The sequence below is a fragment of the Stagnihabitans lacustris genome (assembly GCF_025950525.1).
Lineage (GTDB): Bacteria > Pseudomonadota > Alphaproteobacteria > Rhodobacterales > Rhodobacteraceae > Stagnihabitans.
Genome location: NZ_JAPDGS010000002.1, coordinates 312,487 through 331,120, shown reverse-complemented (window position 1 = coordinate 331,120; position 18,634 = coordinate 312,487). Strand labels below are relative to the sequence as shown.

General features: G+C 67.3%; 17 protein-coding genes. 6 read left to right on the top strand and 11 right to left on the bottom strand.

Features of this window, described 5'->3' with window-relative positions; genetic code table 11:
- The first annotated feature begins 21 nt into the window (after positions 1-21).
- Complete coding sequence (locus tag NX862_RS06190; RefSeq protein WP_264493011.1) at positions 22-552, top strand: peptidoglycan-binding domain-containing protein; 531 nt, start codon at positions 22-24, stop codon at positions 550-552.
- 112 nt (positions 553-664) lie between these two features.
- On the opposite strand, the gene NX862_RS06185 is transcribed toward NX862_RS06190, so the two are convergent.
- The 6 genes from NX862_RS06185 to NX862_RS06160 all read right to left on the bottom strand — a co-directional run bounded on the left by NX862_RS06185 (position 665) and on the right by NX862_RS06160 (position 7,391).
- Positions 665-1,903: a trans-sulfuration enzyme family protein gene (locus NX862_RS06185; protein WP_264493010.1), complete on the bottom strand. Its 1,239-nt coding sequence runs from the start codon at positions 1,901-1,903 to the stop codon at positions 665-667.
- Positions 1,904-2,057: 154 nt separating this feature from the next.
- Positions 2,058-2,522 carry an Hsp20 family protein gene (locus tag NX862_RS06180; RefSeq protein ID WP_264493009.1) on the bottom strand — a complete coding sequence of 155 codons (465 nt, stop codon included), beginning with the start codon at positions 2,520-2,522 and terminating at the stop codon, positions 2,058-2,060.
- 150 nt (positions 2,523-2,672) lie between these two features.
- Complete coding sequence (locus NX862_RS06175; RefSeq protein ID WP_264493008.1) at positions 2,673-3,497, bottom strand: trypsin-like serine peptidase; 825 nt, start codon at positions 3,495-3,497, stop codon at positions 2,673-2,675.
- A gap of 30 nt (positions 3,498-3,527) precedes the next feature.
- Positions 3,528-4,826, bottom strand: coding sequence for a glycolate oxidase subunit GlcF (gene glcF / locus NX862_RS06170; RefSeq protein WP_264493007.1), 1,299 nt, complete (start codon positions 4,824-4,826; stop codon positions 3,528-3,530).
- Positions 4,827-5,891, bottom strand: coding sequence for an FAD-binding protein (locus tag NX862_RS06165; RefSeq protein ID WP_264493006.1), 1,065 nt, complete (start codon positions 5,889-5,891; stop codon positions 4,827-4,829). It abuts the gene before it with no gap.
- A 60-nt stretch (positions 5,892-5,951) separates the two neighbouring features.
- A complete protein-coding gene (locus NX862_RS06160) occupies positions 5,952-7,391 on the bottom strand; it encodes an FAD-linked oxidase C-terminal domain-containing protein (protein ID WP_264493005.1) in 1,440 nt (479 codons plus the stop codon).
- 75 nt (positions 7,392-7,466) lie between these two features.
- Here NX862_RS06160 and NX862_RS06155 point away from each other — a divergent pair, with 75 nt between their 5' ends.
- Positions 7,467-8,162 carry a DUF599 domain-containing protein gene (locus tag NX862_RS06155; protein ID WP_264493004.1) on the top strand — a complete coding sequence of 232 codons (696 nt, stop codon included), beginning with the start codon at positions 7,467-7,469 and terminating at the stop codon, positions 8,160-8,162.
- Complete coding sequence (locus NX862_RS06150; protein WP_264493003.1) at positions 8,159-8,650, top strand: hypothetical protein; 492 nt, start codon at positions 8,159-8,161, stop codon at positions 8,648-8,650. The genes NX862_RS06155 and NX862_RS06150 overlap by 4 nt, the downstream gene beginning before the upstream one ends.
- Positions 8,651-8,701: 51 nt before the next feature.
- Here the strand turns inward: NX862_RS06150 and NX862_RS06145 are convergent, their stop codons facing one another.
- From NX862_RS06145 to NX862_RS06125, 5 genes are read right to left on the bottom strand one after another with little or no spacing between them, the layout of a single operon-like run.
- Entirely contained in the window at positions 8,702-10,225 is a 1,524-nt protein-coding gene (locus NX862_RS06145; protein ID WP_264493002.1) for a cryptochrome/photolyase family protein, read from the bottom strand.
- 30 nt (positions 10,226-10,255) lie between these two features.
- Entirely contained in the window at positions 10,256-12,310 is a 2,055-nt protein-coding gene (locus tag NX862_RS06140; protein WP_264493001.1) for a glutamine amidotransferase, read from the bottom strand.
- A complete protein-coding gene (locus tag NX862_RS06135) occupies positions 12,307-15,012 on the bottom strand; it encodes a DUF4159 domain-containing protein (protein ID WP_264493000.1) in 2,706 nt (901 codons plus the stop codon). Before NX862_RS06135 ends, NX862_RS06140 begins: the two co-directional genes overlap by 4 nt.
- On the bottom strand, positions 15,009-15,899 hold the full coding sequence (locus NX862_RS06130; RefSeq protein ID WP_264492999.1) for a DUF58 domain-containing protein: 891 nt from the start codon (positions 15,897-15,899) through the stop codon (positions 15,009-15,011). Before NX862_RS06130 ends, NX862_RS06135 begins: the two co-directional genes overlap by 4 nt.
- Positions 15,896-16,897, bottom strand: coding sequence for an AAA family ATPase (locus NX862_RS06125; protein ID WP_264492998.1), 1,002 nt, complete (start codon positions 16,895-16,897; stop codon positions 15,896-15,898). The genes NX862_RS06130 and NX862_RS06125 overlap by 4 nt, the downstream gene beginning before the upstream one ends.
- Before the next feature lie 80 nt (positions 16,898-16,977).
- On the opposite strand from NX862_RS06125, the gene NX862_RS06120 reads away from it, so the two are divergent.
- The 3 genes from NX862_RS06120 (at position 16,978) to NX862_RS06110 (ending at position 18,590) form a co-directional block, all read left to right on the top strand.
- Positions 16,978-17,541 carry a DUF1285 domain-containing protein gene (locus tag NX862_RS06120; protein ID WP_264493466.1) on the top strand — a complete coding sequence of 188 codons (564 nt, stop codon included), beginning with the start codon at positions 16,978-16,980 and terminating at the stop codon, positions 17,539-17,541.
- Positions 17,541-18,320 carry a hydroxypyruvate isomerase family protein gene (locus NX862_RS06115; protein WP_264492997.1) on the top strand — a complete coding sequence of 260 codons (780 nt, stop codon included), beginning with the start codon at positions 17,541-17,543 and terminating at the stop codon, positions 18,318-18,320. Before NX862_RS06120 ends, NX862_RS06115 begins: the two co-directional genes overlap by 1 nt.
- An 84-nt stretch (positions 18,321-18,404) precedes the next feature.
- Complete coding sequence (locus tag NX862_RS06110; RefSeq protein ID WP_264492996.1) at positions 18,405-18,590, top strand: zinc-finger domain-containing protein; 186 nt, start codon at positions 18,405-18,407, stop codon at positions 18,588-18,590.
- Positions 18,591-18,634: the final 44 nt, after the last annotated feature.

The following is an 18,634-nucleotide window of genomic DNA, read 5'->3' as shown; positions in this document are numbered from 1 at the left end:
CTCAGGAGAAGGAACCCGGAAATGGCCTCGCTCAAAACCAAAGCCCTGACGCTGTCGCTGATCACCACACTGATGGCCGCCCTGGCCGTCCCGGCCCCGGCGCTTGCCTGGGGCAAGAACGAGCAGAACTTCACCAAGGGCGTGGTCGCCGCCCTGATCGCCGGCGCCATCATCAAAGAGATGAACAAGCCCGCGCAGGCCCAACCCCTGCCGCGCCCGCAACCGGTCTATCAGCCGCCCATCTATCAACCCCCGGTCTACCAGCAGCCGCCGGTTTACCAACCCCCCGTCTACCAGCCCCCGGTCTATCAGCCCGCCCCCTCGGTCTATACGACCCCGGCGGCCCAGGCCTTCAACTCTTATTCCCGCAACGAGCGTCTGCGCATCCAGTCGACCCTGGCCAATTACGGCTATTACCGCGGCGGGATCGACGGGTCTTTCGGACCGGGCACCTATCAGGCGGTGACGACCTTTGCCCAGGCCCAGGGGCGCCTGGCCGATCTGAACACCCGCGGCGGGGCCTATGGGCTTTACGACGGCCTGATCTACTGAACCACCCAGAGGGCAGAACCCCCGAGCAGTGCGTGCGTCACCAGTGCCCCCGGAGCGGATGTCCCCCCGCTCCGGGGTTTTTCCATCCGCGCCGTTTTCACCGCAAGGCCCCTCACCCCAAGGCCCTTGCCAGGTCCTCCACCAGGTCCTGCGGGTCCTCCAACCCGACCGACAGGCGAAAGACCCCCTCCCCCGCCCAATCGCGATAGCGCGCCAGGGCCGCACCCTGCATCCGGTAGGTCGAGGCCTGGATTTCTGCCGTGGGGATCAGCACGCAGATCGACCGCTGATGGCCCAGCGAAAAGGCGTAGTGGATGATCCGCAGCCGCTCGGCCATGACCCGCGCCATGGCGTGCGGGTCCGCCACCTGAAAGGTGATCATCCCGCCGCCCAGATCCATCTGGCGCCGGGCCAGGTCGCGTTGGGGGTGATCCTCGGCCCCGGGCCAAACAACTCGCGTCACCTTGGGATGCCCGGCCAGGAACCCCGCCAAAACCGCCGCATTGGCACAGGACGTCCGCAGCCGCGGGAACAGCGTGTCGATGCCGCGCAGGATCGCCCAGGCATTTTGCGCCGACAGGCTGGCCCCCAGGTAAACCCCCGACCGCGCGCGCAGCCGGGCGATGATCTCTTTCCCGCCGATCACCGCGCCGCCCAGGGCATCGCCATGGCCATTCATGAACTTGGTCAGCGAATGGATGACCAGGTCCACCCCATGCTCCAGCGGCCGCGTGATCACCGGCGTGGCCAGCGTCGAGTCGACCGACACCAGCACCCCCGCCGCATGGGCAATCTGCGACAGACCCGCCAGATCGGTCAGCCGCAGGATCGGGTTGCAGGGGCTTTCCGCATGGATCAACCGCGTCTCGGCCCGGATCGCCGCCTTGACCGCCGCAAGGTCCGACAGATCCACCGCCGAGACCGCAATCCCGAAATCCGGCAGAATCCGCGTCGCAAGCTCGAACGCGCCAGCATAGCAGACCTCCGAAACGATCAGGTGATCCCCCGCCTTCAACAGCCCAAAGAACACCGCCGCAATCGCCGCCACCCCGGTCGCAGTGGCCAAAGCCTCGTCGCCGCCCTCCAGGGCCGCCAACCGCGCCTCCAGCGCCCGCACCGTCGGATTGGTCCAGCGCGCGTAAAGATAGGGCAGCTCGGTCAGATCCGCCCCCTCGGCCGAAAACCCCGCAGCGCCGGGCACAAAGACATTGTTGACCGAAGCCACCAGGTTCGGCGCAATCGCCCCCGTCACCGGATCGGGACGCAAGCCCCCATCCAGCGCCCGCGTCGCCGGTCGCATCGGCACATCCGCATGGGACACCCCCGGCAACGGCTGACTGGTCAACTCCATGGCACCCTCCCGCTTTTCCCCGCTTGTCCCCCGGCCCGCAATCCCAGGCAAGCCAAAAGGGGCACCCGCCGGCGCCCCTTTCACATTGACCCAAATATTCCACGGGAGGTCCGGAGGGTGTGAAACCCTCCGGGGGGTCCGCCTGCGCCGCGTGTCAGGCGTGCAGCGTCTCGGTCTTCTTCTCCAGCGCCTTGGGCCCGGTCACACCGATCTCGATCCGGCGCGGCTTCAGCGCCTCGGGGGTTTCGCGGATCAGGTCGATATGCAGCATCCCGTTTTCATGCACTGCACCACTGACGCGGACATGATCGGCCAGGGCAAAGCGGCGCTCGAAGGCGCGGGTCGCAATGCCACGGTGCAGATAGGTGCGGGGCTGCGCCTCGGGCGCACGCTTGGCGCTGACATGAAGCCCGCCGTCCTTCACATCGACCGAGAGTTCATCGGGAGAAAAACCCGCCACGGCGATAGAGATGCGATAGGCATCCTCGGCGGTCTTTTCGATGTTATAGGGCGGATAGGTCGGCTGGGCCACATCTGCAGCCACACGGTCCATCAGGTCGGCCATCCGGTCGAACCCGACAGCAGCACGGTAAAGCGGCGAAAAATCAAAAGTTTGCATGGCATCCTCAACGAGCGATACATGGAGCCCTCCATCACGGACGGGCGGTGAACCGAACCCCTTATGGGCATCCGGTCCTCATGATCTGGGAAGCCCGCTTCGGGGTTTCAAGACCCCCGGGTCTTCAACATCCTTGGGGCCTCAAGCCCCTCAGGGCGCCTCGGTCGCCTCGGGCTTCACGAATTTCGCCGACCCGCTGGCCCCGCCCCCCGACAGCACCACGACATTGCCCGGCCGATGGCTTTCCTGTTCCAGCGCCAGCGTCAGCACCTTGAGCGGGATCTCCAACCCCGAGCCAAGCGCGACCTTCTGGCCCTGCATATCCGCCTTGGCCGAAACGACCGAGACGATCTCGGCGCCATTTGGCCCGATCCGGAACACCGGCGCACCCGACGCCCCAAAGTCGACATCGCAGGTCATCACAAGGATGCCCTCCTGCCGGTCCACCACCGAACAGCCATCCTGCAACGAGGGCGCATCGGCCCGCTCCTGCGCATAGGACACGACGCCCACCGCCTCGCCGGGCAGGGGCGCGCGGCCGACGGCAAAGGGCTTGACCCCGGGCAGGCGGATCGGCTGGTCCAGTTCAATCAGGGCCACATCATCGGCGACGCGGTCCAGGGCATCTTCGCCGCCATAGGCATAGTCGGGATGGGCCACGGCCTGACGCACGCCACGGTAAGCCTCGGCGCGGCCATTCTGCCAACCGGCCAGGAACTTGATATCCTCGGGTTTCAGCCGCGCCCCGGTTTCCTTGTCGAACAGGCAATGCGCGGCCGTCAGAACCAGATGCGGCGCAATCAGCGCCCCGGTGCAGAACCCCCGGTCGCCCAGGATCAGCTTGCCCACCCCCTCCCAGCCCTTTGTGTCGTTCATCGTCTGCAAGGAAACCAGGGGCGCCGCAGAGAGATCTTCGGCAGCGTTTTCGGCGGCAGCAGGCAGGGACAGCAGCAAAAGCAGGGCAAGGGCGCGCATGGGACCTCCGGTTTCCGTCCGGCTACAGGCCTAACCCGGCGGAAATGCGGCAGGTTCCAGACCCTTTGGCAGCGGCCCGCCTGTGGCCCAATCCAACAGGCTGACGGTATGCACCACCGGCACGCCCGCACCCAACCCCTCTGCACCTTGGGCAATCTGCACCATGCAGCCAAGGTTGCCCGCCGCAATCACCTGCGGGCCTTTCGCCATCAAGGTCTCCACCTTGCGCCTGCGCAATTCCCCCGACATCTCGGGCTGCAGCAGGTTATAGGTCCCGGCCGACCCGCAACACAGATGCGCGTCGATGGGCTCCACCACCTCGAAGCCCGCCTTCTGCAGCAACTCTTTGGGCAGGGTCTTGATCTTTTGCCCATGCTGCAGCGAACAGGCGGAGTGATAGGCCACCCTAAGGCCACCCTTGCCCTGTGGCAGACCAAGCGCGCCCACCACCTCGGTGACATCCTTGGCCAGCGCCGCCACCACGGCGGCCTCTGCCGTTCCCAACAGCGCGGCGTAATCCTTGACCGTGGTCCCGCAGCCCGAGGTGTTGATGACCAGCGCATCCAGCGGCTTGCGGCGATGCTCTGCCATCACGGCCCGGACCTGAGCCAAGGCCAGCGCCCGCGCCCGCGCCTCGGCCCCCATATGCAGCGGCAGCGCGCCGCAACAGGCGATGCCCTGGGGGATCACCACCTCGGCCCCCAACCGTGTCAGCAGACGGATGGTCGCCTCGTTGATCTCGGGGTCCAGGGCCTTTTGCGCACAGCCCGTCATCAGCGCGACCCGCATCTTCGGCGCGGCGACGGCATAGGTCTGCGGGTCCTCGGCGCGTGACAGCGCGGGCAGGCGGCGCGGGGCCAGGGCCACCATCGCCTTCAGCCGCCCCGGCAGGAACCGCGCCAAGGGCCGCATCAGCCCCGCGCCAAACAGCGCCAACCGGAACCGCCCCGGATAGGGCAGCACCCGCAAGAGCACCCCGCGCAACAGCCGGTCGCCCAGGGGCCGCTTGTAGGTCGCCTCGACATGGCCACGCGCCAGTTCGATCAGATGGGCGTAATCCACCCCCGACGGACAGGTCGAGGTGCAAGACAGACACCCCAGGCACCGATCCAGATGCTTGACCGTCCGCGCATCGGCGGGGCGGCCCTGTTCCAGCATCTCCTTGATCAGATAGATGCGACCCCGCGGGCTGTCCAACTCGTCGCCCTGCACCTGGAAGGTCGGACAGGTCGCCTGGCACAGCCCACAATGGACACAAGACCGCAGGATCTTGTTGGCCTTGGCCGTGACCGGATCGGCCAGCTGCTCCGGCGTGAAAAACGTCTGCATCTAGACCATCCCCCCGGGATTGAAGACCCCCCGAGGGTCGAACTTCGCCTTCACCCCCGCCATCAGCCGCGCCACGCCCGGCGCCTCATCCCCCCAAGCCCGAGCCTCCCCCTTCAGCTCCCCCTTCAGCATCGTCGCATGACCGCGCCCTGCCACCGCGGCCCGCACGTCCAAACCCGGATCGCAGCCCACCCAGATCAGCCCCCCCGCCCAGTCGAAAGCCAGATCCGCCCCGGGCAAGGCCTGTGCCACCGCCCAGGCCTCGGTTGGGATGACCGACAGCCGCCAGACCTGCGCGCCCCTCACCGGCGCATCGCGCACCATGGCCCAATCGGCAGGAACCTCCTCCCAGCCGGGCAGCAGGTCCTTCAACCGCCCCGCCCGATAGGCGACCGAACCGGCCATGCCCTCGATCCGGACCCAACAGCCAAAGGCCCCCATCGCCGCGCCCGAGATGTCAAAGGCCGACCCCAAGGCCCGGCGCAGACAGGCCAGCCCCAAGGCCCCCCGCTCTGGCCCCGCCAAAGTCACCCCCGCCTCGGGGATCGCCTGCACCTTCAAGGCCACTTCCGTCAGAATCCCAAGCGTCCCCTGCGACCCCGCCATCAACCGCACCAGGTCCAGCCCGGTGACATTCTTCATCACCCGCCCGCCCGATTTCACCACCGCCCCGGTCCCATCGACAAACCGCACCCCCAAAAGGTGATCGCGCGCCGCCCCGCCCTGCATCCGCCTTGGCCCCGCCGCGTTCATCGCCACCACGCCGCCCAAGGTCGAAACCCCCTCGCGCCCCAACACCGCCCGCAGGTCAGGAGGCTCAAACGCCAGCCGCTGCCGTTCCCCCGCAAGCAGCGCCTCGACCTCGGCCAAGGGCGTCCCCGCACCGGCCACCAGGGTCAGCGCGCCGGGCTCATAAAGCCGCACCCCGGCCAGGCCCGACAGGTCCAGCACCGCGCCGCCGGTCAACACCCCCCGCGTCCCGCCGCCGCGCAGCGACAGGCCCCCAGACGCCACCAAGGCCCCCCGCACGATGTCGCAAACTTCCGCCTCGTTGACTGGTCTCATGCTTTCATACTTACCCAAATACTCCACAGGGGGTCTGGGGGACGTGAAGTCCCCCAGGGTTCAACCCACACGCCGCCCGGAACGTCTTGGATCGCTGGCCCCCAGAGGAAAGACCTTGGCCGGGTTCAACAGCCAGCCCGGATCAAACACATCCTTGACCCGCATCTGCGCCTCAAGGTCGGCGGGCGAAAACTGCACCGCCATCAGGTCGCGCTTTTCCACCCCCACGCCATGCTCTCCGGTCAGACAGCCGCCGACCTCGACGCACAGCTTCAGGATCTCGGCGCCCAGAGCCTCGCAGGCCTCCAACTGGCCGGGCGCATTGGCGTCATACAGGATCAACGGATGCAGGTTGCCATCCCCCGCATGGAACACATTGGCCACGGCCAGGCCCGCGGCTTCTGTCATCTCACCGATCCGCCGCAGGACGTAAGGCAAGGAGGACACCGGGATCGTCCCGTCCAGACACATGTAATCCGCGATATTGCCCATCGCCCCAAAGGCCGATTTGCGCCCCAGCCAGATGCGCCCGGCCTCTTCGGCACTCGCCGCCTCGCGCCAAACCTCGGGCGCGTGCCGCTCGGCAATCGCCTTGATGCGGCCAAGCTGCTCGGCAATCTCGCCCGGGCTGCCCTCGACCTCGATGATCAACAGCGCCTCGCAGTCCGGATAACCGGCATGGGCAAAGGCCTCGCAGGCGCGGATACAGGGGCGGTCCATGAACTCGATCGCCACGGGCAAAAGGCCCGCCCGGATGATATCGGCCACGCAGGCCCCCGCCACCTCGTTCGACCCAAAGCCCAGCATCACCGGCAAGGCGCCCTCGGGCTTGGGCAGGATGCGCAACCAGGCCTCGGTGACGACGCCCAACTGGCCCTCCGACCCGCAGATCACCCCCAACAGGTCCAGCCCCGCCGCATCCGCCCAAGGCCCGCCCAGCGTGATCACCTCGCCACTCATCAGGACCACGGTGACGCCCAGCAGGTTGTTCACCGTCACCCCATATTTCAGACAATGCGCCCCGCCCGAATTCATCGCGATATTGCCGGCAATCGCACAGGCCAACTGGCTGGAGGGGTCGGGCGCATAAAACCAGCCGTCCAGGGCGCCCGTCACCGCCAGGTTCGTCCGCCCGGTCTGCACCTTGACAAAGCGGTTGTCGTAATCGGCCTCCAGCACCCGGTTCATCCGGGCGACCCCCAGAACCACGCAATCCTCGGTCGGAAGGCTCCCCCCGGCCAACGAGGTCCCCGCGCCCCTTGGCACCACCTTGACCCCCAAGGCCGAACAGGCCGCCAGCACCGCCGAGACCTCAGCGGTCGACCGTGGCAGCACAACGGCAAGCGGCGGACAGCGATAGGCCGAAAGCGCATCACATTCATAGACCCGCAGCCCCTCGGCGTCGGAAATCACCGCATCGGCGGGCAAGATTTCGGCCAGCCGCGCCACGATCTGCGGCTTGGCCTCCAGCACCTTGCGGTCGGGAACAGGCATATCCATCGGGCACCTCCGGCCACCACGCTATGCCGCACGAGACCCCATGACAAGATCAGCCGCCCGCCCTATCGTGGCGCCATGAACCTGCTTGCCCCCCTCTCCCCCGCTTTCACCGCGCTGGATACCTTTGCTCTGGCCTTGCTGATCCTGTGTTGGCTCGGCACCGGCTTTCTGGCCGAACACCCGCCCGGCTGGCGCCCCTCGGTCAGCCATCTGATGAAGGACTACCGCCGCCGCGGCATGGTCGAGTTCCTGACCCGCGACCCCCGGATCTTCGACATCTCGCTGATCGACTCGCTTCGTCAGGGGACGGCCTTCTTCGTCTCGGGTTCCATGATCGCGATTGGCGGCGGGGTGGCGATGATCGGCAATGCGGCGACGCTGCAGGGCCTGGCGCGCGACCTGACCATCGGGCTTGATCCGTCGCAAATCCGCGTCAAGCTGATCGTCGTGGTGGGCCTCATGGCCAATTCGCTGTTGAAATTCATGTGGAGCCACCGGCTCTTCGGCTATTGCGCCATCATGATGGCCTCGGTTCCCAACGACCACACCCACCCCGAGGCCCTGCCCCGCGCCCTGCAAACCGCCGAGGTCAACATCGCCGCCGCCCGAGGTTTCAACCGCGGCCTGAACGGGGTCTATTTCGCCCTGGCTGCACTCGCCTGGCTTCTGGGCCCCGAGGCGCTGATCGCCGCCACCCTGTTCACCACCGGCGTCATGCTGCGCCGCGAATTCGCCAGCCATTCGCGCCAGGTGATGCTGGAGACGCTGTGATCCAGCTTGCCACCTTGGCCCTTGTGACGCTGGGCGCGGCCTATGCGCCGCGCTTCAACGCCCTGGCCTTTTGCGCCGGGCTCTGGTCGCTCGCCGTCCTGTTGACGGCGCCGGGAACCGGCACCTGCACCCAAGGCGACGCGGGTCAACTCTGGCTCGCGGCTTTCACCCTGCCCGGCCTCGTAGCCTGCCTCTCCATCGCCGTCCGAACCGACACCCCCCGCCGCCTTGCCCTTTGGCTCCTGCCGCTAGCCCCCCTGGCCCTTTGGGCCAGCTGGATGGGCCTCGCCCTCGCCTGGGCGCTGCTGATCCAGGGCCAAAGCGCCTGCGATCACCTGCAAGGCACCCAAGGCCAGTTTACCGACGGCAAAGAGACCTTCTTTGCCCTCCTCTGGCTCCTGGCCGCCGTCCTTCTGCCAATTGCCACGGCCCTCACCCTGGCGCTTCGCCGCAACCGGCGCCCCGCCTCCCCATTCATCTTTTCATAAATATCCCACGGTGGGGTCCGGGGAGGTGTGAAACCTCCCCGGGATCAGCCGCTAAACGACCCCGCCCGCCGCGATCCGCGCCCGAAGCGCGCGCCCCTCGACCAGCACGCGGCCGCAATGGGCGTCATCCATCTTGTCCCAGGTGCGATACATCTGCGCCATGCGGGGATTGCCTTGGAACCTCTCGCGGTGGCGGTCCAGGAATTCCCAATACAGCAGGTTGAACGGGCAGGCCTTTTCTCCGACCTTCTCCTTCACCTTGTATTGACAGCCGCCGCAGTAATCCGACATCCGGTCGATATAGGCACCCGAGGCGACATAGGGTTTCGACCCCAAAAGCCCGCCATCGGCAAACTGGCTCATGCCCAAAGTGTTCGGCACCTCCACCCATTCGAAGGCGTCGATATAGACGGCCAGATACCATTCATGCACCTGGGCCGGGTCCACCCCGGCCAACAGCGCGAAATTCCCCGTCACCATCAGCCGCTGGATGTGGTGGGCATAGGCCAGGTCGCGCGTCTGGCCCACGGCATCCGCCATGCAGCGCATCTGGGTCTTTCCGCCCCAATAGACCGGCGGTAAGGGCGCGTCATGGGACAGGGCGTTGGACTGCAGATACTCTGGCCCCTTCAGCGCCCAGATGCCGCGCACATATTCCCGCCAGCCGATGATCTGGCGGATAAAGCCCTCGACCGCGGCAATCGGCGCGTGGCCCGCGTGATACTCGGCCTCGGCCGCCTTGCAGACCTCCAGCGGCGACAGCAGGCCCAGGTTCAGACAGGGCGACAGCAGCGAGTGTGAGAGCCAGGGCTCCCCCGCCAGCATCGCATCCTGTTCCTGACCGAACCTCGGCAGGCTGTGCGCCATGAAATGCGCCATCGCCTGCAGGGCCTGATCCCGGTCGGTGGGCCAGGCAAAGGGCCGCAGCCGCCCGAAATGGGAGGCAAAGCGCGCTTCGACCAGGTCAAGCACCTCGGCCACGACCGCATCGGGGGTGAACCGCAAGGGTTGAGGCCGCAACAGGTCGCGCGCGGCCTTGTTGCGGTTGTCGTGGTCATAGTTCCACTCCCCCCCGCAGGGCTTGGCGCCCTCCATCAACAGGCCCGTCTTGCGCCGCATGTCGCGGTAAAACCACTCCATCCGCAGCGATTTGCGGTCCGCAGCCCAGGCTTGAAAGTCGGCAGAGCCACAGATGAAACGGTCGTCCTCCAGCCAGGCAATCGGCAGGGCGTCCAGCGCCGCGCGCAAACGCCAGTCGCCGGGCAGGACGGCTGCGGGGTCAAGCCCGGTCTCGGCCATCCGCCGCAAGACCTCTGCGGGCAAGGAGCCCGCGTTGTCCGCGTCATCCAGCCGCGTATACAGAACCCGAAACCCAAGCGCCTGCAACCGCAGGGCAAACTTGCGCATCGCGGCAAAGACCAGGGCGATCTTTTGCGGGTTATGCGGCACGGGCGTGGCCTCGGACGCCACTTCGGCCATCATCACCACATCGCGGGCAGGGTCGGCCCCACGCAAAGACGCCAGCTCTGTCGAGAGCTGATCCCCGAAAACGACAATCAAGCGGGCGTGTTCCATCCCTGCGACCTAGGCCCCGGGCGCCTGCCGTCAAGTGCGCCGCCGCCCCTCGACCAGCCAGGCGCCGACGGCCGCCAGACCCGCCAGCATCAGCCACAGCCACGAGGGCAAGACCGGGGCCACGCTGATCTCTCCGGCCTCATAGGCGCCGCGGGGGGTGATGCCGATCCAGCCGCGGCCTGCCGCCGGGCGGCCCGGGTTCACCAGGCGGATATCGGGAATCCCCGCCTCCAACCGCATGACCCCGCCCACGGTCGCGGCCACCAAAGGCGCCAGTTTATCGGCCGTGGCGATGGTCTCTTCGAACTCTTTCGGTGCCGAGGGACCCACGGCGACCACCAAAGACAATTCCCCCTGCGCCAGCCGATACAGCCCCAGTTGCGGCACGGGCCAGACCGCCTGAAACACCCCCGGCGATGCCTCTGCCAGGGGCAGCGTCGTCACGGTCCCATCGGGCAGCGTCACCGTCACCGGCAAAGGCACCGTGTCCAGCACGGTGCGGCGGCTGACTGTCATCGTCTGACCGGCGACCGAGGCGGTCAGCGCCTCTTCTTCCAGCTCGGGTTGTTTCAGCATCCAGTGACCCAGGCGGCGCAAAAGCTCCAACTGCGGCCCGCCGCCCTCGAACCCCTTGCCCCAAAGCCAGCTTTGGTCGCTGGCCAGCACAGCCACGCGTCCCTTGCCGACCCGGTTCAGCACCAGCAAGGGTTTCCCCTGCGGCCCCGACATCAAGGCCTGACCGGCGATCTGGTTGACCTCGACCAGGCGGAACCAACGGCCCCAGCCGCCTTCGGGCGCCAAGGCCTCCAGGCCTTCGGTCACGGGATGGCGGCGGCCCAGGTCCGTGACGGCGGGGCGAAAGCCCTCTTCGATCATGACCGAGGTCGGCTCGACCGGCAGAACCTGCGCCAGGGGCGACCGCCAAAGGCTGTCCACCGTCCCGAATTCCGGCCCCGCGGCGACCAGCACCGTGCCGCCCTCGTTCACATAATCCACCACGTTTTGCAGATAGGACATCGGCAGGATGCCCCGCATCGCATAGCGGTCAAAGATGATCAGGTCGAAATCCTTGATCTTGTCGACAAACAGTTCCTTGGTCGGAAAGGCGATCAGCGACAGTTCACTGACCGGAACCCCGTCCTGCTTTTCTGGCGGCCGCAGGATGGTGAAATGCACCAGATCGACCTGAGGGTCCGATTTCAGCAGGTTGCGCCAGACCCTTTCGCCGGGGTTCGGCTCACCCGACACCAGAAGCACGCTCAGCCGGTCGCGGACGCCGTTGATCTGCACCACGGCGGCGTTGTTGCGGTCGGTCAGCTCGCCGTCGACGCCTGCCACCGAAAGCTGCAGCACGTTGATCCCGGCATGGGGCAGCTGGATCGGAAGCTCCAACTCCTGCCCCAAAGGCACGGTGAAGGTCGCGGGCGGTTCGGCGTCCAGCGCGATGGTGACATCGACCGTCTCGGCCAAAGGTGCCGCGCCCTGGTCGTCGATGCGGAACTTCACCACGCTGTCCTCGCCCATGATGGCAAAGGCCGGCGCATTGGTGATCTGCAAGCGGCGGTCCCAGTCGCCTTGCCGCCCGGTCAGCAGCACTTGCAAGGGCGCGGGAAGGGCGGGGACGGCCTGCAGGTCATGGACCTGGCCATCGGTCAGCAGGATCGCACCGGCCAGCCGGGCCTGAGGCTCGGCGGCGACGGCACGCGACAGGGCCTCCATCGCAAGGGTGCCGGCGTTTTGCGCGCCATCGGGCACGGTGACGATGCGCAGTTCCGTGTTGGTCAGGCGCCCGACCTGGGCCTTGATCGCCTCGATGGCCTGAGCGGTCTGGAAGGCGCGGTCTGACAGGTCCTGGCTGGCGCTGTCATCGACGACCAGAATGACGATATCGGACAGGGGCTTGCGCGCCTCGTCCTGCAGCAGGGGATTGCACAGCGCGACCAACAGGCAGCCCAGGGCCAGCGCCCGCAGCGCCCAGGCCGCCAGCCTGCGCCAAACGGCAAGGGCCAGCAAGGCCGCAGCCAGGACGGCCAAAGCCACGATCCATGGCGCGCCGATCAGCGGTTGAAAGATCACCTCGTTCATTGCCCCAGCCTTTCCAGCAGGGCCGGAACATGGACCTGGTCGGATTTGTAATTGCCGGTCAGCACATGCATGATCAGGTTGATGCCAAAGCGGTAAGCATATTCGCGCTGATCATCCCCCGCCATGCCGCGCCCGACCGGAAGCAGGGGCAACCCGTCGCCATCCACAGCCCAGGCGGCGGCATAGTCATTGGCGCCGAAGACCACCGGCGTCACCCCGTCGTTCAGGTTGCGAAACGGCATCCCCTCGGCCTGGGTGGCGTCGGGGGGCGCGGCCTCGACCCAAAGGGTGCCGTCGGTAAAGCGGCCCGGAAAGGTCTGCAGCAGATAGAAGGTCCGGGTCAGGACGTGATCCTGGGGAATGGGCTCCAGCGCGGGGATATCCAGGCCCTGCGTGATCCGCTGCAGCGCCTGGGTCTCGGGCGAGCCCGCACCGTATTCGGCATCACGGGTGTCAAACAGGATCATCCCCCCGGTCCGCAGATAGCGGTTCAGCTTGGCATAGGCCGCCGCCGAGGGCGTGGCGGCATCGGCGGTCACGGGCCAATACAGGAAGGGGAAAAACGCCAGCTCGTCGGCCTCGATATCGACGCCCATCGGGGCCAGGGGCTCGATGGCGGTGCGATACATCAGCTCTTCGGACAGGCCCTGAAGCCCGGCTTCGGCGGTGTCGTCCACCGTCTGATCCCCGGTCAGGACATGGGCCAGAACCACGCCCTGCGTCGCCATGATCGCCCTGGCATCATCGGTGGCATCATCGGCGCGGGCCTCCGGCACGAAACCCAGCGCCAGCAGAACCACCGCCACCCGCATCAGCCGCCCCGAGACAGCCAGCGTCCCCAGGATATCCAGCGTCATCAAGGCCATGGCCAGCGCCAGCAGCGGCCCCTTCAGCGCGCGTTCCTGCGGCAAGGACAGGTCGCCCCGTGCAACGCCATCCGGCCAACCCGCCTCGGCCATCCGGAAATCCTTGGGCACCGCATTGATCGCCACCACCCGCGCCTCGTTTTGATACAGCCCCGCCGGAGCCGCCGCGAAGGGCCCCGCCTTCAGCGTGCGTTCCAGCATGGCCCCGGGAACGCCCGCCAGCCCGCCCGCATCCTCCAGCCCGCCAAAGCCATCGACCAGCCGCTTCGGCGTCCAGGTCAGGCCGGTCAGGCTTCCGGGCTCCAACGCCCCCCCAGCCGAGATCGCCAGCCGGTCCAGCATCTGCACGAACAGACCCGACAGCGGCAGGCTGGACCATTCCGCATTGGCCGTCACATGGAACAGCACGACCTGACCCGCACCCAGGCCAGCGCGCGTCACCAAAGGCGTGCCGTCGTCCAGCAAGGCCAAGGTGCTGTCCGCAAGCTCTGGCCCCGGTTCGGCCAGCACCTGTGTGCGCACCGTCACATCGCCGGGCAAGGCCAGGCCGCGGAACGGCGAGCTGTCGGGGAAGGCGGCAAGGCCCTTGGGCTCCCCCCAGCTCATTGTTCCGCCAGAGGTCAGGCCACCCGCGCGCAGCCGCACCGGCATCAAGAGATCGTCGGCCAGATCGGCGGCGGCCATCCGCGGCCCGGCAAAGCGCAAAAGCAGCCCGCCCTTTTCGACCCAGACCCGCAGCGCCTCGGCCTCGGTGTCGGGCAGGGTCGCCACATCGGCCATGACGATCACATCGGGCTTGGCAGGCACCACATCGGCCACCGCGCCCTCGATCAGATCAGCCGAGGGCGCAAGCGCCTGACGCAGGTAGTGCAGCGGGGCCAGCAGTTGAAGCCCCTCGCCCTCGGCCGCATCGGACACCAACGCGATCTTGCGGCGTTTGAAACTGTCACCGGCCAGACCCAGGGTCCCTGCCGAGGGCGGGCCGTCGATCACCAGCCGCGTGACGCGGTTGCGCAGTTCGGGCGGCAGGTCCATCAGCGCCTCGGCGCGGCCGTCCTGAAAGGTCAATTCCGCCCGCGCCAATTCGCGGTCCTGTCCCGAAGGGTCGGGCCCACGGGCGATGACGGTCGCTATGGCCTCGCCGGCAGGAAAGCGCAGCGCCTGAACCTTCAGCTTGCCCGCCTCGGTCGTGGTGGGAAGCAGGGCCAGCACCGGCGCAGCACCGGTCAGCACCGTCACCTCGCCGCGCGCTTGCAGGCTTGCGGCCAGCACCGGGCGGCCATCATGCGACAAGCCATCCGACAGCCAGATCGTGTCGAACGCCCCCTCTGGCAGGGTGCCCGCAAAGGCGTCCATATCGGCAAGCCAGGGCCGTGGGGTCAGGCCGGCGATGCGGCCCTTGACCTGATCGGCGGCCTGAAAGACCGGCACGCCGGGGGCATCGGTCAGCAAAGCCACGGCGACGGGGCGGCCCATCCGTTCGGCGGCATCGATCAGGCTGGCGGCCTTGGCCAGGCGCTGCGGCCAATCGGCGGCCTCGGCCCAACCGCCGTCGAACAGGATCAGCAGGGGCTTGCGGCTAAGATTGGCCTCAGAGGGGTTCAGCACCGGCCCGGCAAAGCCCAGCACCGCCGCCGTCACCGCCAGCATCCGCAGCAAAAGCAGCCACCACGGCGTCCGCGCCGCCTGCCGGTTTTCATCCGCCAGCCCCAGCATCAGGGCCACGCCGGGGAACCGCCGCGTGATCGGCGCGGGCGGAATGGCGCGCAACAGGAACCACAGCACCGGCACCGCAACCAGCGCCAAAAGGATCAGCGGAGAGGCAAAGCCGATCATGTCGCCTCCAACGCGCGATAGGCCCACAAGAGCGCGGTTTGCGCCGGGGCGCCGGTGTGATGCGAGAGGAATTGCCAGCCCGCCGCCCGGGCAAGGTCGGCCAGCCGGTCCTTGCGTTCGGCCAGCCGCGCCAGATAGCGGGCGCGCAGGTCGGCGGCGGATTGCGTTTCATGCGAAAGGCTGCCGGCCATCGAGGTGAACAGCGTGCGACCGTGAAAGGGGAAGTCCTCTTCGGCGGGGTCAAGGACCTGGATCAGCAGACCGCGCACGCCTTGGCCTGTGGCTGTGTGCAAGGCGGCCTCCAGCGGCGCAAGATCGCCCAGGAAATCCGACAGGAACACCGCCCGGCCATGGGGCGCAAAGCCCGGGATCGGCGCGCCGTAATCGGCCTGCGACAGGTCCAGCGCCAGGCTTTCGATCAGCCGCAGCATCTGGCCCTTGCCCGCGCGGGGATGGGAGGCGCCCGCAAGCCCGACCTGTTCCCCGCCGCGCAACAGCAGCACGGCCAGGGCCAGCGCCAGAAGCCGGGCGCGGTCGGATTTCGGGGCGCGGCCCCCGTCGCTGAACGCCATCGACTGCGCCGGATCGACCCAAAGCGTGATCTTTTGCGCCGCCTGCCATTCCTTTTCGCGGACATAGGCCCCATCGGACCGCGCCGAGTGTCGCCAGTCAATCGCGCGGTATTCATCGCCCGGATGGGCGGCGCGGTATTGCCAGAAGTCATCGCCGCGGCCCGCGCGGCGGCGGCCATGTTCACCCCAGGTCACGGTCTGCGCCAAACGCTCTGCCTCGGCCAACAGGGGCGGCAGGGAATGGCCAAGCGCCTCGGCCCTTGCGCGAAGGCCCGGCGCGCGAAGGTCTGGCGCCTTGGGGTCAGACAAAGTCACGCGGCGGCCTCAAGGCGCAACACGCGGGAGGTGGTGCGGGCGATGACGGCGGCCAGGCTCTCGCCCCTTGCACGCGCGGCAAAGGACAGCGCCATGCGATGCTCCAGCACCGGTTTGGCCATGGCCGCCACATCGTCCAGCGAGGGCGCCAGCGCACCCCGCAGCAAGGCACGCGCCCGGACGGTCAGCATCAAGGCCTGGGCTGCGCGGGGACCGGGGCCCCAGGACAGCGTCTCGGACAGGTCACGGCCCTCGGGCTCGCCAGGACGGCAGGCGCGGACAAGGTCAAGGATCGCCTCGACCACCTTGTCGCCTACGGGCATGCGGCGGACGAGGTCTTGCGCGGCCATCAGCTCAAGGGGCGTAAAGATGGCTTCCGCCGTGGATTGCGTGGCCCCGGTGGTGGCCATCAGGATATCGCGTTCGGCGGCGCGGGTCGGATAGGGCACATCGACCTGAACCAGAAAGCGGTCCAATTGCGCCTCGGGCAGGGGATAGGTGCCCTCTTGTTCAATCGGGTTCTGGGTGGCCAGCACGTGAAAGGGCGGGCCAAGCTTGCGATGGACGCCCGCGATGGTCACTTCGCGTTCCTGCATGGCCTGCAAAAGGGCGGATTGCGTGCGGGGGCTGGCGCGGTTGATCTCGTCGGCCATCAGCAGTTCGCAAAACACCGGACCGGGAAGGAAGCGGAAGCTGCGCGTCCCGTCGGCGGCGGTTTCCAGCACCTCTGACCCCAGGATATCGGCGGGCATCAGGTCGGGGGTGAACTGGATGCGGTTGGCCTTCAGCCCCATCACGGTCGCCAAAGTATCGACCAGCAGGGTTTTCCCCAGACCCGGAAGCCCGACCAACAAGGCATGACCGCCCGACAGGATCGCGGCCATGGTCAGCTCTACCACCGCCTCTTGCCCGATGAACCTGCCAGCGACCGAAGTGCGGGCCGCAGCGAGCTTCTCTTCAAGCGTTTCGATGGCTTGAACGAGGGTTGCATCTGACATCTGGTTCTCCTGCTGGACTTTGGGGCCACTAAACCCAATCTTGGGCGCAGGCACAAACGGCAAAAGGCGAAATGGCACAAATGATCGTGAAACCGGATGCGGATGGGCTGATGAAGGCGGTGGCCAAGCAAAAGGGCCCTCCGCCGGTGCATCTGTGGAACCCGCCGTTTTGCGGGCCGATCGACATGCGGATCGCGCGGGATGGGACCTGGTTCTATCTGGGCACGCCGATTGGCCGCGAGCGGATGGTGAAGCTGTTTTCCTCGATCCTGAAGCGCGAGGGCGAGGATTACTTTCTGGTGACGCCCGCCGAAAAGGTTCAGATCGTGGTCGACGACGCGCCTTTGCTGGTCGTCGATGTGACGGCCACGGGCGAGGGGCGGGACCAGGTTCTAAGCTTTGTCACCAAGACCGAAGACGAGGTCGTGGCCGGGCCGGGGCATGCCATCGAGATGCGCGACAGGGGCTTTGAGGCCACGCCCTATATCCATGTGCGGGCGGGTTTGTGGGCCTTGATCGACCGCAAGACTTTCTACCGATTGGTCGAATTGGGTTGCCATGAAGAAAAAGACGGGGATAGCTGGTTCGGGCTCTGGTCTCAGGGCGCCTTTTTCCCGGTGACAAGAAGCCAAGACCTGACCTGATGCCCCGATACGCCGCCAATATCACGCTGTTGTTCACCGAGGTTCCGGCCCTGGATCGCCCTGGCTTGGCCGGTCAGGCGGGGTTCGATGGGGTGGAAGTGCTGTTCCCCTATGACCATGGGGTGGCCGAGTGGAAGGCGGCTTTGGGCGGGCTGCCGCTGGCGTTGGTCAACACGCCTGCGGGGGATTGGGCGGCTGGAGAGCGCGGCCATGCGGCGGTGCCGGGCGCGGAGGCGGCCTTTCGCGACCATTTCCTGAAGGCGGCAGAGGTGGCCACCGGGCTGGGTGCCGGGCTGATCCATGTGATGGCCGGCTGTGCGCGCGGCCCCGAGGCCGTGCAGGTCTTTGCCGAAAACCTGGCCTGGGCGGCGGATCAGGTGCCCGACCTTGGCCTGACCATCGAGCCGCTGAACGCCGAGGATTGGCCGGGCTATTTCCTGAACGATTTTGACCAGGCGGGGCGGATCTTGGCCGACCTCGACCATCCGCGGATCGGGCTGCAATTCGACCTTTGGCACGCGGCGCGCATCCATGGAGACGCGCAGGCGGTCTGGGAAAAGCACCGCGAGCGGGTGAGCCATGTGCAGATCGCAGGCTTTCCGGGCCGGGGCGAGCCGGGGGGCGGCGGGTTCGACCTGACGGCGATGTTCCGCGACCTGGATGCGGCGGGTTATGCAGGCTGGGTGGCGGCGGAATACCGGCCCACGCGGGCCACCGTGCATGGCCTGGGCTGGCTTGCGGCGCTGAAGGCGCGGGATCGGCTGATCGGCGGGCAATAGGGCTTTTGTTCGCGGGCGCGGCAGGGTAATTTGGGTCTGAACCTTTGGCCCCGAAACTTTGGCCCGAACGCTTGGCAGGATATGATGATGAGCAATGCACCCGAAACCCAGAAAGTGACCTCTTGGAAAGTCGCCTGCGACGGCGGCGAGGGGGCCTTGGGCCATCCCCGCGTCTGGCTGTCGATCCCCGAGGACACCGGCTTCGTCGAATGTGGCTATTGCGACAAGCGGTTTGAAATCGACCGCGACCACGCCCATTCGGACCACTGAAGCGGTGGCGCGCAGGCCCCCTGCGGGCTGACGCCCTTGGGACC

Bases quoted from the DNA above. Each gene is read 5' to 3' on its own strand.
- glcF (WP_264493007.1), bottom strand. From the start codon at position 4,826: ATGCAGACGTTTTTCACGCCGGAGCAGCTGGCCGATCCGGTCACGGCC.
- NX862_RS06135 (WP_264493000.1), bottom strand. From the start codon at position 15,012: ATGATCGGCTTTGCCTCTCCGCTGATCCTTTTGGCGCTGGTTGCGGTG.
- NX862_RS06155 (WP_264493004.1), top strand. From the start codon at position 7,467: ATGAACCTGCTTGCCCCCCTCTCCCCCGCTTTCACCGCGCTGGATACC.
- NX862_RS06115 (WP_264492997.1), top strand. From the start codon at position 17,541: ATGCCCCGATACGCCGCCAATATCACGCTGTTGTTCACCGAGGTTCCG.
- NX862_RS06165 (WP_264493006.1), bottom strand. From the start codon at position 5,891: ATGAGACCAGTCAACGAGGCGGAAGTTTGCGACATCGTGCGGGGGGCC.
- NX862_RS06180 (WP_264493009.1), bottom strand. From the start codon at position 2,522: ATGCAAACTTTTGATTTTTCGCCGCTTTACCGTGCTGCTGTCGGGTTC.
- NX862_RS06120 (WP_264493466.1), top strand. From the start codon at position 16,978: ATGATCGTGAAACCGGATGCGGATGGGCTGATGAAGGCGGTGGCCAAG.
- NX862_RS06125 (WP_264492998.1), bottom strand. From the start codon at position 16,897: ATGTCAGATGCAACCCTCGTTCAAGCCATCGAAACGCTTGAAGAGAAG.
- NX862_RS06145 (WP_264493002.1), bottom strand. From the start codon at position 10,225: ATGGAACACGCCCGCTTGATTGTCGTTTTCGGGGATCAGCTCTCGACA.
- NX862_RS06175 (WP_264493008.1), bottom strand. From the start codon at position 3,497: ATGCGCGCCCTTGCCCTGCTTTTGCTGCTGTCCCTGCCTGCTGCCGCC.
- NX862_RS06185 (WP_264493010.1), bottom strand. From the start codon at position 1,903: ATGGAGTTGACCAGTCAGCCGTTGCCGGGGGTGTCCCATGCGGATGTG.
- NX862_RS06110 (WP_264492996.1), top strand. From the start codon at position 18,405: ATGATGAGCAATGCACCCGAAACCCAGAAAGTGACCTCTTGGAAAGTC.
- NX862_RS06160 (WP_264493005.1), bottom strand. From the start codon at position 7,391: ATGGATATGCCTGTTCCCGACCGCAAGGTGCTGGAGGCCAAGCCGCAG.
- NX862_RS06140 (WP_264493001.1), bottom strand. From the start codon at position 12,310: ATGAACGAGGTGATCTTTCAACCGCTGATCGGCGCGCCATGGATCGTG.
- NX862_RS06190 (WP_264493011.1), top strand. From the start codon at position 22: ATGGCCTCGCTCAAAACCAAAGCCCTGACGCTGTCGCTGATCACCACA.